Annotated in this window: 10 protein-coding genes; all 10 read right to left on the reverse strand. The window is 45.3% G+C overall.

Features of this window, described 5'->3' with window-relative positions; genetic code table 11:
• Positions 1-206 (reverse strand): DUF3575 domain-containing protein (locus RE317_RS03165; RefSeq protein WP_303266139.1); only part of this gene is annotated, 206 nt, incomplete at its 3' end.
• A gap of 250 nt (positions 207-456) precedes the next feature.
• A complete protein-coding gene (locus RE317_RS03170) occupies positions 457-1320 on the reverse strand; it encodes a glycine betaine ABC transporter substrate-binding protein (protein ID WP_151849457.1) in 864 nt (287 codons plus the stop codon).
• Between the two features lie 34 nt (positions 1321-1354).
• Positions 1355-2170 (reverse strand): proline/glycine betaine ABC transporter permease, encoded by an 816-nt coding sequence (locus RE317_RS03175; protein ID WP_151849456.1) that lies wholly within the window; start codon positions 2168-2170, stop codon positions 1355-1357.
• Positions 2167-3399 (reverse strand): glycine betaine/L-proline ABC transporter ATP-binding protein, encoded by a 1233-nt coding sequence (locus RE317_RS03180; RefSeq protein ID WP_151849455.1) that lies wholly within the window; start codon positions 3397-3399, stop codon positions 2167-2169. The genes RE317_RS03175 and RE317_RS03180 overlap by 4 nt, the downstream gene beginning before the upstream one ends.
• A 6-nt stretch (positions 3400-3405) precedes the next feature.
• Entirely contained in the window at positions 3406-4536 is a 1131-nt protein-coding gene (locus tag RE317_RS03185; protein WP_195588836.1) for a hypothetical protein, read from the reverse strand.
• A gap of 571 nt (positions 4537-5107) precedes the next feature.
• The gene (locus tag RE317_RS03190; protein ID WP_303266140.1) at positions 5108-8047 is read right to left on the reverse strand and encodes a fimbrial protein; all 2940 of its coding nucleotides are present in this window, start codon (positions 8045-8047) and stop codon (positions 5108-5110) included.
• 15 nt (positions 8048-8062) lie between these two features.
• Entirely contained in the window at positions 8063-9454 is a 1392-nt protein-coding gene (locus RE317_RS03195) for a DUF5042 domain-containing protein (RefSeq protein ID WP_303266141.1), read from the reverse strand.
• A 5-nt stretch (positions 9455-9459) separates the two neighbouring features.
• The gene (locus RE317_RS03200) at positions 9460-10377 is read right to left on the reverse strand and encodes a FimB/Mfa2 family fimbrial subunit (protein WP_149926491.1); all 918 of its coding nucleotides are present in this window, start codon (positions 10375-10377) and stop codon (positions 9460-9462) included.
• Positions 10378-10559: 182 nt separating this feature from the next.
• The gene (locus tag RE317_RS03205; protein WP_151849451.1) at positions 10560-11954 is read right to left on the reverse strand and encodes a hypothetical protein; all 1395 of its coding nucleotides are present in this window, start codon (positions 11952-11954) and stop codon (positions 10560-10562) included.
• Positions 11955-12009: 55 nt separating this feature from the next.
• Positions 12010-13488, reverse strand: a complete 1479-nt coding sequence (locus RE317_RS03210; protein WP_303266142.1) for a DUF3868 domain-containing protein — start codon at positions 13486-13488, stop codon at positions 12010-12012.
• Positions 13489-13509: the final 21 nt, after the last annotated feature.

Consider the following 13509-nt stretch of genomic DNA (forward strand, 5'->3'; position numbering starts at 1 on the left):
TAACCGCCTGCGGTAGCATCACTTTCATAAAAGAAGAAATTCATACCCACTTGGGTATCCAAAGTCCATTTCTTCCCCAGGGAAAACTCTACAGAAAGATTGGGTGTCAGCAGGGCGTCATAGACAAGGTTGTTTTTTAGCACAACCTTCTGTGAGAAAGACTGCAAGCTGAACAGCAGAAAGAAAAAAAAGCATATTTTTTTCATATTGTCGCTGATTGTTTTTATTAAAGAAAATACTTATTTTATGATGTTAACTATAATAGTACAAAGTTAAAAATATGTATTTGTATTTTTATTACGTGTATTGGACAGAGAATTACGTAAAACAGTCTTTTTGTTTATACAAGATAGCCAGGCAGATGTTCCTTTTTAATATTATCATCAATTCGAAAGGAAGTTGTCATTCCACCTTGCGAAGAAAGAAACTTGAGAGTCATCCATTCCAGCGTGATGTTCATCGGCTGTATTTCTCCTTGTCCGGAATCCAGCTGTCTATCAAATCCCTATGCCCATCCATCCACTGGCGTACAGCTCTTGTCTCGGTTCCACGGGTTTCCTCTATGCCCCGCATCAGGGAGCTGATCTCGCTGTCGGAAAGATGGATGTTTCCCAAAAGGGCGGCAGCGAACGGATGTTCCTTACTGAACCCCTTCCTGGCAATAGAATGGATTTGCTCGGCCTCTCCATAAACGTTTTTCGAATCTTCCAGCACCCTCAGGCGAAAGCGGTCAAACATCCAGTGCGGGGTCCATCCGGTCACCACGATCCATTCCTTCTTGTCGATAGCCTTCTTCAGCAATGCCGTCATGGCGGGACCACTGGAGATCATGAGCCTGTAGTCCAGACCGTATTCAGGGATGGCTTTCTCCGTGCATTTCATGATACCGGTACCCGCATCAATTCCCACGATCTCTCCGGAAAACCGTCCGGTATGACCGTCCAGTTCCTCTATTGTATGGACTGGGACATATTCGGGCACCACAAGCCCGATACGGGCACTGTCGTATATCTGCCCGAGGATTTCCAGTTCATCATTGTATTTCCGGAAATAATCGGCATGGGTCACCGGCAGCCAGCTGTCCATGAACACGTCTGTCTTGCCTCTTGCCAACGAAGTGAATATGGGAGCTATGTCCGCATTCAAAAGTTCTATTCTGTATCCTTGCTCCGAGAGAATCTCCTTGGCCAGATAGGTGACCGCTATCCCTTCGGCCCAGTTCGCATAGGCTATACGGATTTTCTTGTCAGAAATGTTTCCGCATGAGAAGAATATCGTGACAGCCAATAAGACTGTAAAAAAAATCGTTCTGTTTCTCATAATCATTCTGTCTTTTATATGTTTTTTACTCCTTTTATTTTCTTCGTGCTATTCCCTGCGTGATCCGGTCAAGCACGATAGCCAGTATCACGACAGCGATCCCCCCTTCGAATCCCATGCCAATCTTCATTTGGGTAATGCCTTTCAATACTATTTCCCCCAAACCTCCGGCTGATATCATGGCGGCTACCACTACCATGGAGAGCGACATCATGATGGTCTGGTTGACACCGGCAAGAATAGTTGGCAACGCCAGCGGTAATTGTACCTTGTAGAGCAGCTGCCAAGAAGTGGCTCCAAAAGACCGGGCGGCCTCCACCACATTTTTCGGCACCTGACGGATACCCAATGCGGTGAGCCTTGCTACCGGAGGCATGGCGAAAATGATCGTGGCAAAGGCTCCCGGCACTGTCCCCAGCCCGAAAAAGAGCACTGCCGGTATCAGATAGACAAAGGCCGGCATAGTCTGCATACAATCAAGTACCGGCAGCATGACTTTGTTGCAACGTCTGCTGCCCGCCATCCAGATCCCCAGAGGGATTCCCAGCAGCAGCGCCATGCCGGTGGAGGAAAGTACCAGAGCCAGGGTCTGCATGGTCTCCTCCCAGAGTCCCATCCCGTAAACGAGTGACAGACCCAAGAGGGTAAACAGGCCTGTACCCCGGCCACTTTTATACCATGCCATAAAGGAGAGGATTGCAATGGGTATATAAAAGGGCATTCCAAGCAGGACATGCAGGATCCAGTCAATGATTCCTTCCACTGCCAGACCCAGCAAGTCAAAAAAAGCCGCTCCGTGTTCAGTCAGCCATTCCACGGCCGATTCGATATATTTTCCTATTTCTATCATAATTCTATTGCATTTTGAATGATTTCATTAATTTCTTTTCTGTCTTTGCCCGTCACCTCAATAATGAGTGACGCGAGCGGTACCATCCCTTCGAACTCCCGTTTCTCATTGACCACCCAAATGGGTGAGTTGGTCTTCGTCATCAGGGGAAGTATGTCCTCCACCACAGTGTCACTTAATACGGAATGTACCTCTTTCTTGATCACAGGGTCTATATGCAGGATATGCTCCTTGCGCAGTCTGAGAAGATCTTCCAGGCGGACCTCGCCTACCAGTATACCATCCGGGTCCACTACAGGCAACACAGTTGTCTTCCGTTCTCTCATCTTCCGGGTCAACACCTCCGGTCCTTCTTTTCCCAACCTTGCCACCATAGGCTTGTCCACCATGATGGCGGCGGCAGTGACAATCCTGCTGCGGTCCACATTTTCCACAAAACACCTCACATACTCATTGGCGGGGGCGGTCAGTATCTCCTCGGAGGTGCCGGTTTGCTGTATCTCCCCATCGCGCATGATAGCGATACGGTCACCCAGCTTGACAGCCTCCTCCAGGTCGTGTGTGATAAATACGATGGTTTTTTTCATTTTTGACTGCAAGGCCAGCAGCTCGTCCTGCATCTGTACCCGTATCAGCGGGTCCAGAGCGGAGAAGGCCTCGTCCATCAGCAGGACTTCCGGATCGTTGGCCAGGGCACGTGCCAATCCTACCCGTTGTTGCATGCCCCCGGACAGTTCGCTGACCTTCAAGTCAGCGTATCCGTCCAGCCCGACCAGACGCATGCTTTCCGCCGCCTTTAGTTCACGTTCCCTCTTCTCCACTCCCTGCAGTTCAAGCCCGAAAGCGATATTCTGCAATACGGTATAATGGGGCAGCAGCCCGAAATGCTGGAATACCATCGCCAGTTCCTTCCGACGCAGGGACCGCAACCGTTCCACTGGCATTCCGGCGATATCCTCACCGTTGATCAGAATCTCACCGGAGGTAGGCCTGTTCAGCCGGTTGATGCATCTGAGCAGGCTTGACTTTCCGCTTCCCGAGAGTCCCATGATCACAAATATCTCACCCTCCCGGACAGAGAGGCTGGCATTGTTCACGGCAATCGTGCATCCGGTTTCCTTCAATATCTCATTTTTACTCTTTCCTTTTTTCAGCATTCTGAAAGCCTTGCTTCTTTCAGAGCCGAAAATCAAATACAAATCCCTGATTTCAATTTTGTTCTTATCCATAATCCTTTAAAAATAATATCCTATATTTATATTGAATCTGACATTCCAGTTGTCTTCCGTCCCTCGGGCGAAAGCTTCATCCCATATATCCCCCAGCCATGCGTGGTTCCTTCCCACGGCATAGTCGATGTAGGCGAAGACCTTTCCCATCGCCAAAGAACACCCCGTCACGTTCTCCAGGCTGTCATTAAACCCGGCAACGCGTTTGTTGAGTAGGCTGAAATCATTGTACAGGCAGATATCGTCCAGAAACAACCTGTTCACGGGAATCCGGTAGGACAATGACACCGTATATATATCCGCCCTGGAAGCGATTCGGTAAGACGATCCGTAAGCCGCCATTGTCACCACATGTCTGTCTTCCCCTGGAGCCCGTACGGGTCTGAGATTATAGTTGGTATACTGCATTTTAAGGTTCCACCGTCGATAGTCGGCTACATAGTGCAGGGCAAAAGCGGTACGGAGTCCCGTCTTCCGTGTGTCCATATTATATAGCCCACCCACCAGTACCGAACCTCCGAGCCGCTGTCTCCACAAGTTTCCGAAATGATATACCACCCGGAAATTGCCCTGATGCGCCTCCTTGTCACGTCCGGCGATGTCATAGGCATAACGGCTGGCGGACAGTTCTGAGTCGCCGCCAGTCCCGGAAAGATCGGCATTCTGGAAATAGGCGAACGACAATTCCCAGCGATCTTTATAGAAGAGGTATTTTATCCCCATGTCCGCATCGTCCTCGAGACCGGCATAATAGTTCAGATTGAAGAAATAATTGTTACCCGTATAAGGCAGGATACCGAAAGGGACCGTTGTCAGGCCTATTTGTAACCGATGTGAATCACTGAAACGATAGCCTATCCAGCCCTCTCTGAGCATCCCGCCTCCCGAGGAGGAAGGATAGAAACGGTAATCCGCCGCTAAATCAAATTTCTTGTAAGAAGCGTTCACGTTCAGACGGAACACGTCGAAGTCGAATTCTCCGCCACGATTCCGGTTTTCAGGTTTCCAGTCCGAGTAATTGTAGTTGAAACGGAGTGCGCCTCCTATCTTCAACATTGGTTTTTCCTGCGCCGCCAAAGGTGAAACGGCGATTATTGCCCCAAAGAATGGCAACAGCAAACTTTCTTTATATCGCATAAAGTCACGTTTTGACAGGGGTATTTGTCCAACACCCCACAATGGTTTATAAAATGATTTTTCTTTAAGCAGGACCTGTGTGATTTTTAAGAGGAGGATGAAAAATATCCGATGCGCAAAAAAGAATTTATGTGCTAAAAAACAGTAAATTAGAGCCTGCTATTTTTGCAAATATATGAAAAACAAATGGATATACCAAATTTTATTCAAATGGAAATTTGGAAAGTTTGTGATAACATAAGCGGAACAGCTGCATTTTTGTTAATATCATTTTACACGAAACAGCTTTAGATATTATATTCTACAGCATTACGGATATTGCTCTGCCTAATAAATGCAGCATATCCTAAAATTTTATTCAAATTAAAAAGTCTTTCTCTAAAATATCTCCTATTTAGATAAATAACCACTAGATTGTTCCTTCAGAGAGAACTATTATAATATGAAGGTATGTCAAATTAAACTGCCCCCCAAAAGTTTTATGTCTAACTTTTGGAGGGCAGCTCATCCATTGTGACACACCTTCATATTAAAAGATAGCGATTCTACAAAAGTATGTAATTCTACCATATCATTCTTTGTCTTTCACGCACCTTATGTATCCTGTGGCATTGTCATCACTTTCATTGTAAACATGAAATTTTCGGACTCCACCTATTTTCTCAAAAGCTTTCAAATACTTTCCATCTTCCGTCCATGTCGAGACAAAGAACCTATTGACACCATCCGCCAAAGTTTTTGTATCGTAAGTGTCAGCTATCAATTGCATTTCCCGCACTGTAGGCATCCTCCAATGTTTTACTCCTTTCTCTGTATAATTCTCACACGGACTTGTACCTTGCTGCAGCATCTTTTTAAGTTCACCCATCGTGTAGGGGCCCAGGTTCTTTTCTGAGACATAAAAACTCCAGTAGGGTAATGAAACATCATCCTTAAAATAATGCTTTGGGATTTCTCCATGCTCGACAAATTGTCCCGGCAAACGCATGGTCTTATTGTTCAGATTATTGTTGTATACATATGCAGGTGAGGAAGCTGTGGCTGGTATATTATTGGAAATTGTGTGCATCCCCTGATCATCGTAATGCGCACCGGGAATCTGTCCCAACGAGCGTACGCACCGCAAATTATAGCCATTTTTCTTATCTCCTCCTGAAGCAGGATTCCAGTCAGCCCCGATACTGAACCCTTCCTCGCTCCATAAGAAATAGGGAAACCTCCCATTGTTTATGTTTCCCGGTGAGGAACTGACATACCACCGGTGCTGCCTTATTCCCGAATGATCATCTTCCTGATACAGACGGACGCTTTCCGGCAGCCCCTTGTCCCCCAAGGCAAGGTCTATCAACTGTATGGCACTGGGAACATACCAGCGCACCTCATCCAGGTCGATTTTGCCATTACGGTTTAGATCCCTGTTGCGATAAAGGCAGGCATAGAAAGGGTTCCTTTTTTTATCATTGGGGGCATACAGCTGGTCGTTCCAGTTTCCCCCGTGTAGGTCTGCCCAATTGCCAAAATTTCCGTTATTATGATAACTGAAACAGTTGCTCCATCCGGCAAAGTATCTCCATTCTTCATTGGAAATATTGAATTCCGGTAAAAGAGCATTTCCTGTCTCGTTGACAGATTCCGTACCGAATGCGTAATAGGGCTCGGCCTCTCTGGAATCATAGACGGTATATATGGGATTCTGCCGAACCGAGAATAATGGTTGGTCATAATAGACAGACTGGCCGTCAACACTTGTTCTTTTCTGAAGAGCGATTGTCAGTTCTCGGGGGAATGTGTTAACGAATTTGCTCCAATGAACAGGTGAACCAGTCAAAGGGTCAGTTTCATAAAAATATTCATCAAAATATACCGTAATATATGCTTCGTGCCTGTCGTATGAGAATATTGTCTCGGATTCACTGTAACGGTTTGGGTAGTTTTGTAGAAGCCATAACCAGTTCTTTTGCAGGATATCCAATATTTCTTTCAGGGACTTTATCGGATTTCCGACACCATTCGCCGGATACCTGTTCAGTTGGTCTTGTGTTCCCGCATAATAATATTTCTTTCCAAACCAGGTGGCCATAGAATTGCACCTGAATGTAACCCAGGAACACAATTTTTCATATTTAGGGTTTTGTTTCAAATCCTCCAATGAAAACCTCTCAGTCCCGAACGGTGTCTTCACTATGCAAGTGATACCTTGGAGATTCATTTCTCCGAATTCCTGCTCAGTCAATTTCAGCAGACGTTGCTCATAGTGTGCATCGATCTCCCATTGGTTCTGCACTTCCGTAACAGCACCCTCCGTTCCCGGATGCCTTTCCGAGTCCGGATTACCTTCAGGATCCTTCCTTACTGCTTCCACATAGATGTCATTCACCCCTCTCACCCTGATATTATAGATATAGTGCGTGTTGCGTTCTATCTTATAATCATTGACGGGATCTGTATTGTCAGTATATCCCAATGGGATAGTATATTTGACATTTCCTGCAACCATCGTTGGCTCTCCCTCTTTTCGAGGCCCGTTGTATTCCCCCTCAATGACCACATAGGTTACCTGTTCCGGAGCATTCATGAATTCCCCGTTAGTCTTTTGGTAATCATTTCCAGTTTTCTTATGTAATGCACGCTTCCTGTATCCACGGTCCCCCGATTCCGTTATTTTAGATTGGGGCTCCAAAAGGCTTTCCAGTTGATAGAAAGTAAACCTGTCACCATATCCGGTACCTGCGAATTTCTGATCTTTTTCCATAAAGTAATCCCTTTGCTCCAAAGAAGACGTACTTGCCGGTCTGAGTAGATAGGTTTTGGATGGTATATTGATCACGTGCCAGACAGTGGGAATAAAACCGGGACTGTCAATTATTCTAAACTCCACTTTTGCCATCAGCCTGTGCAGGGGAATGGTGACGGCATTGGCTCCACCTGTGTTGTTCAATGTGATATCCGTCACATCTGTACACATGAGAAAAAGCTCGTCTTCCGATAATGTTCCGGTCTCTTTGTCCGATGCCAGAAATGCGGTCCACTGCTGCAAGTCCTCTAGAGTATTGATGGCATCAAGCTCTTCCTTGGTAATTCTTATTCGCTGTTTTACATCTGAGACATCAGCCCTTATATTGGCGAGAGCCACCACTTTCTTATTTCCGGCCGTCATGTCTGACAACCTTACCTTATATCCTTCATCAGTCTTAACCAATTGGTCTCCGGTACAATATACGCTTGCCTCTTTATTGCCATTTTCCGCATTAAAGAGAAACATGTACAAGTTCTCCACTTTCTGTTCCTGAGCTGGAGTCGCCCCTGAACGTGTCTGAATGACAGTATGTCCAGATACTGAAAAGGTCAGATATCCGGTATCTCCCTTCACAAAATCACCCGTATTTTCGTCCTCACAACCGGAAAGGACGGAAACCACCCCGAGCATCCCCGGAATTGAGAGACATATGATGAAAATATGCAGGAGTGAGAACTTATATTGCTTGATAGATTTCATTGTCATCGTTTTCATAAGCCATAAATAACTTTATTGAAAGTCGGGAATATTCGTTTCTCTCGTCTTCCAAGGTTCGATTCTATAAATAAGATCCTGCTCAATGCTTGCAGGAAGGATGAGGAAAACGCGGTAATCCCTATTAGGGTAGATGGCACCGTCATATTTCAGGCCATTGCCTTTCTCTCCTATGTCAATGAGATACTCCCGAATTTTTACTGGTTGCGCTTCCCCCTCGTAATAACCTATTTTAAGAAGCAGTTTTGGATGGGGCAGTTTCGCCTGCCATGCGTTCTCCCGTGGCAGATAAGGAGCAAGGTACTGTGGAAATACCAGTTCATAACCTTCCTGCCTTAAAATGGCATCATAATCAATACCGCCTGAAGGACCGCTTTTCACAGGTGCCTGCCGGATGGCTCTTTCAGAGGAAGGATAAGCATAGTTATACCCGTAAGAATACGAGCCCGCCTTTTCTGCCAAAACACCTTTTAAAGCACTTTGTCCCAAGCCTGCTTCTGCATCGTCCTCACGGAAGGAAGGTGATGTAACAACGGGAAAATACAGGAATGCGACCGCCTCCAGGCAGGCTTTCCCCTTGTGGTCGGAAGTGGACGCGATGAAAAACTTGAATCTTGGAAAGTCCCTGTATAATGGAATGGCAAGCGATTGGGACGGAATATCTTTAGAGACGGGAATCACCGTAGCGGTCAGTTTCCCTGAGACTGTAAACAGGGGGGCCTTGTTACCGATACCCAAAATAGGATTGGTCCACGGGTTGCTGTTCAGGTTATACCAGAACACATCCTTTCCGGAGTTTCCGGTACCGGAAGCGCCGTTGTAGTATGCTTCTGAAGGGATTGTATAAGTATCGCCTGATTTTTCAAAGAAAACCGGAAAACCGGCATTCCGGAAATCATCCATTTGTACATCCTGCTGGAAAATAGAGTGAAAGTCCCACGGCATTCGGGGGTGCAAGGTGCCGGCAGAGGTATAATAAGGAATCTCGGGAGAGCCGGGAAACTGGTTGGAGACATACAGGGCATAAAAGTCTGTTTCACCTGCCGGAATGCGGACTTTGGTCCTGTAAGTTCCGTTTCCTTCCGGAATGAACGGAGTCAGCTTGCTGTAAACATATCTTTGCTGCTCCCGACTGTATATCATCAGCGCCACGCTCGGAGTAGATCCTTCTTGCGGGAACAACTCGCCGTTGATAAACCACTTGTCCGAACTGTCATGCAAGAATCCCCCGGCAGAAATAGCACGTGTATCCAGACTCAAGCTGACGGTTGCCATGCCGTCATCAGACATGACCGGATTCTCAGCAGACCGTTCGCATGAACAAAACAAAGACAGGATAAGAACCGGTACAACCGCACGGCGGTACGTCTGTCTTGTTAATTTCTTATATAAGTTATACATTTTCATTCTATTCAATAGGTTATCGGAACAACATCGACAGACTCCCAAGGTTTCACGCTTATGCTTAGAGAATACGGATTTTGTCGGAAAAACAACGGCAGCACAGCCTCCTGTCGTCCTGTTATGCATATCCGGTCATGATACTGCGCGATATATTGCGCCACGTCCACGGTACAAAGAGTGTCTTCTCCTTTCATTAACCGGATTGCTATCGGATCACCATCATCGAAACGCAAGGTATTGAAGTCCAGAATAAAACAGCCTTTCTCTTTCACAGCAATAAAGGGAATGTCAAAAGAAGTGATACCACTCCTTTTCCCGGAAAAAGAAAGGCGGGAAGTCAGAGGTTCCATAACCAGATGAAAGCCTTTCCCGTTGTTCTGTCCAAACCAAAGTCCGGCATCCTCCTCTGTATCAGGAAGTACCACCGCATGAATTTGTACATGCTGAGAATAAAGTTTTAACACATCGTGGGAATCATGCATGGCTTTCGAGGTTATGATGGTCTCACCCAGGTACAGTTTGTCGAATGTTCCTACAGCATGCCCGTCCTTTTCTGACAGTTCGGGACGGGATATGGACGCTGTCTGATAATTGCTGTCTTTATTTATGAGAGTTTCCTCCAAAGCATTGCCCACAGCCACCACCTTGTAACTCCCCTCGGGAAGCCTGACTTCTAAATTGGAAAATATCCGTTCTCTCTCCAAATGATGCTTTTCTACAAGTGCTCCACTTCCAGCATCAAAAATAAAGACCTCGATACCATCCACATATTCCTGTAGATGTTCCCTGTTGTCATCTGCCTGATAGGAGAAAGTTACTGTATTGCCAAAGCACCCGTCCAAATTATCATAGACTCTGTTGCAGGCCATCAGAAGATATAACGTGCCCATCAGCCCCAACCACGTGGATATGTATCTTATGTTCATAATTTATGGTAATGGTTATAAAACGAAACAACAACCTTCCACATGTGGAGATCATATGCTTCCTGTATTCTGATAAAAAATGGAGGGGACAGGCTACCCCCTCCCGAAAAATGCCGGGGATTCCGCTTTTATTAGAAAAGACAAAAATCCTGTCTGGCAAACTGTCTGCAAATATCTACCTGTTAGTCAAGGATAGGGAAAACATTTACTGCTGTCCACGGTTCAACCTCTACACGTACGATAACATTCACATTTTCATCAACAAAATCATCTCCACCTTGAGGATCAGGAGCTACACCTTCAGGGATGGTGGGATCTACATCTACCAGAATACCATTATTATTATTCACTTTGGACAAATCAATATTCAATAATTTTCCAGCCTTGTTCTTAGTGGCGTCCAATGCGGTTGCCTGGCCTTCAGTGCCCGTATAGGCATTGATGTTAAGGAAACGACGATTAGCGCTTACTTTCCCGCCTTCTTTAAAGATAAAGTGCAAAGTCGGTGCATTCCCATTTTTACCATAATCGGTTACCTTGTCTGTAAAAAAGTTGAAAGCGGCTGCTTTTTGCCCTTTAAAATCAAAACCGTTTGTATTGTAATAGGATGCAGCTGAAGACAAATCTGTTTTTCCATCCGGCATGAATGTTCCATCTGCAAATTTATATCTATTACCGGCATAAGTTTTGGCGTACATTAACGTATTTGAGGTTTGATCCAAAACATGAAATTTGTCATAGAAGCGGTTCATCACTATACCGGTGTTCTCTGCGGTAACGTCTACAACTTGAAAATATTTGTCCCACTCTGTCTTTTGGGGAGATTTTCCGGTTTTCTGATCGTATTTGCCAACAGCTGCTACAAAAGCTGCCAATGCGTCACCGGGTTGCTTTCCGGTGTTTTTTTGCAACCAATCCTTTTGCCATTGTTCTGCTGCCTGCTGGCCATCCTGCTTCCATTCAATTTTACTAAATTTCGTACCGAGTACCTGAAAACGGTTCATGTTACCTTTTAAAATAAACTCGGCGACTTTAACCGTTCTTTGATCATCCTGAGGATCTACCCCATACGGTTCTTGACCTGCCGGAGACAGAGGTTTTGTTTCTGCATAAATGACGTCACCAATTAGTGATTTAAGCTCATAATCTGCAACTTGAGCAACCGGTGTCTTTTCAGTTGCGATGTGACCTTGTGGGTTGCAGATAACCAAAGCTCTCTGTGTCTTTTTATCTACATTTTTAAATTTGTATCCACCCGGATTTGCTTGAGAAGAAACAGCTGTTGTATTAACCAGCTTGGACCAGTTTGCGTCATTCTTTACAAACTCTTCAGCTACGGTTATATTTCCCTCATGGTCTATCAGATAGACATGTACCTTTTCCAAACTGGCGGCAGCCTGGTCCTCCACTTTATCCTGCAAATCCCCCATGGCTGCACGGGTGCCCACCTGAATGGTGTTAAGTGACACTATTACATCTACGGGTTGGTTGCCCGTCTCCAATGTGGGATTGTCTTCATTGTTACATGCTGCAAACAACATCAGGGAGGCTGCAGCGAAATACTTCATTACTTTCATAATTGCATTTAATTTTAATTAATACTAATTTTAAGTTATGACTAAAATCGTCCTTTCATTTTTGTATTGAACCAGACAGACGTTTTGCATGGATATTGCCCTTTTCAAGGGCTTCCTTAAGGATTTGTTCCGCTTGCTGCCAGTCACCCTTCATGTTATGGGCTATTGCCATAGGAAAGAGAGCACGGCTGTCATATCTTATCGGTTCAAGTACCCGTAATGCCCCATCCGCGTCCCTGTTATATTTCAGTAGCGCATTGGCATAGTTCAAAGCTGCCACGACATCCCCGGGAAACTGCTCATATGCTTTTTTATACACAGGGACAGGGACCTTTCCCTTGGAAGCGTACATTTCAGCAAGCAGGAACATTTCATGCAGACTCATACAGTCTGGTTTCATTTCAAAGATATCGGGAAGTTCCTCCATAGTATAGGGCCTTATATCAAAGCTCAGGCTGAAAGTGGTCCGTCTCAGTCCGGGGTAGAAATCCTTTAACAGTGTATCGTAAATTTTTCCATCATCCAATTTTCGGATAGCAGACTCACGTTCGACATCGTTCCGATAGCGGTCAATAATGGACAGTAGTTCTTCCTTATAAGGCAAGGAAGAGGACATTATGATATTTCTCAGTCCTTCCCAATCTTCCCCGACACCCTCCGGGATATAAACCGGCACTTTCTTCAGTGAAGGATACCTGCAGTAAACATACTCTGAGAGGGTCCGGGTCCGTCTTTGTGCCAAGGCTCTATTATAGTCGAATTCTCCTTCAGGAGATGCATAACCTTTTATGTGCACTGTTTTCAGGATCGCACCTTTGATGTTCAGGTTTTCCGAGATGAATTTTTCCAGCCTGATGAGTTCCTGACTATTATCTGCAAACTGTTTTTGCAGGTCATGGCGTGCCACGGGGAAAGTCACCTTACAGTCGAAGGAATCCTCGTAGCACTTAACCAATACTTTTTCCGGTTCTATAAAATTGTAGACATAGTCTTTCTCTGTAAAAAGTGGAATGTTGGCTCTCAATGCCAAAACCTCATGCTTTCTGACACCACACTCGGCACACCCATATGACCGCTCCCTTACAACGAGCCGTCCGTCTGCCATCCATCTCTCAAAAGGAATGTTCTTTTTGAATAATAAGGGGATTTCTCCCAGTTTTTCGAAAGAGATCACTTTCCCACAAGCTGCCTCGTCCCCGGTCAGGTTATGCAATGCCTTTCGGCGATTGATTACCTTGTATCTTTTCTTTCCGGCTATACAGATAGGATCCAAAAGTACACTGTCTTTGCCATCCGCAGACACATAAACCGGAGAGATGCAAATGATTTCCTGCTTTTTCTGTTTAACCAAAGGAACAATGCTGAGAATTATATCTATCTTATTTCCGCTTGTGCTACGCTCTACACGACTTTTGGAGTAATCCCAGCCCGACCTATTAACAGCCGGAAAGGCCTCCTGTGCCTGATTCAAGGCAGGGAACCAAATCAGGCACCCCATAATAAATTGTTTTTTATAATATTGTAATAATTTCATTGATATAGTTTTTATATTTTG

It is taken from the genome of Phocaeicola sp. GP0067 (assembly GCF_031119655.1).
In the GTDB taxonomy this organism is placed as follows: domain Bacteria; phylum Bacteroidota; class Bacteroidia; order Bacteroidales; family Bacteroidaceae; genus Phocaeicola; species Phocaeicola vulgatus.

Coding starts and splice junctions, on each gene's coding strand:
- RE317_RS03180 (WP_151849455.1), bottom strand. CDS start 3,399: ATGGATAAGAACAAAATTGAAATCAGGGATTTGTATTTGATTTTCGGC.
- RE317_RS03200 (WP_149926491.1), bottom strand. CDS start 10,377: ATGAACATAAGATACATATCCACGTGGTTGGGGCTGATGGGCACGTTA.
- RE317_RS03205 (WP_151849451.1), bottom strand. CDS start 11,954: ATGAAAGTAATGAAGTATTTCGCTGCAGCCTCCCTGATGTTGTTTGCA.
- RE317_RS03190 (WP_303266140.1), bottom strand. CDS start 8,047: ATGAAAACGATGACAATGAAATCTATCAAGCAATATAAGTTCTCACTC.
- RE317_RS03175 (WP_151849456.1), bottom strand. CDS start 2,170: ATGATAGAAATAGGAAAATATATCGAATCGGCCGTGGAATGGCTGACT.
- RE317_RS03210 (WP_303266142.1), bottom strand. CDS start 13,488: ATGAAATTATTACAATATTATAAAAAACAATTTATTATGGGGTGCCTG.
- RE317_RS03170 (WP_151849457.1), bottom strand. CDS start 1,320: ATGAGAAACAGAACGATTTTTTTTACAGTCTTATTGGCTGTCACGATA.
- RE317_RS03185 (WP_195588836.1), bottom strand. CDS start 4,536: ATGCGATATAAAGAAAGTTTGCTGTTGCCATTCTTTGGGGCAATAATC.
- RE317_RS03195 (WP_303266141.1), bottom strand. CDS start 9,454: ATGAAAATGTATAACTTATATAAGAAATTAACAAGACAGACGTACCGC.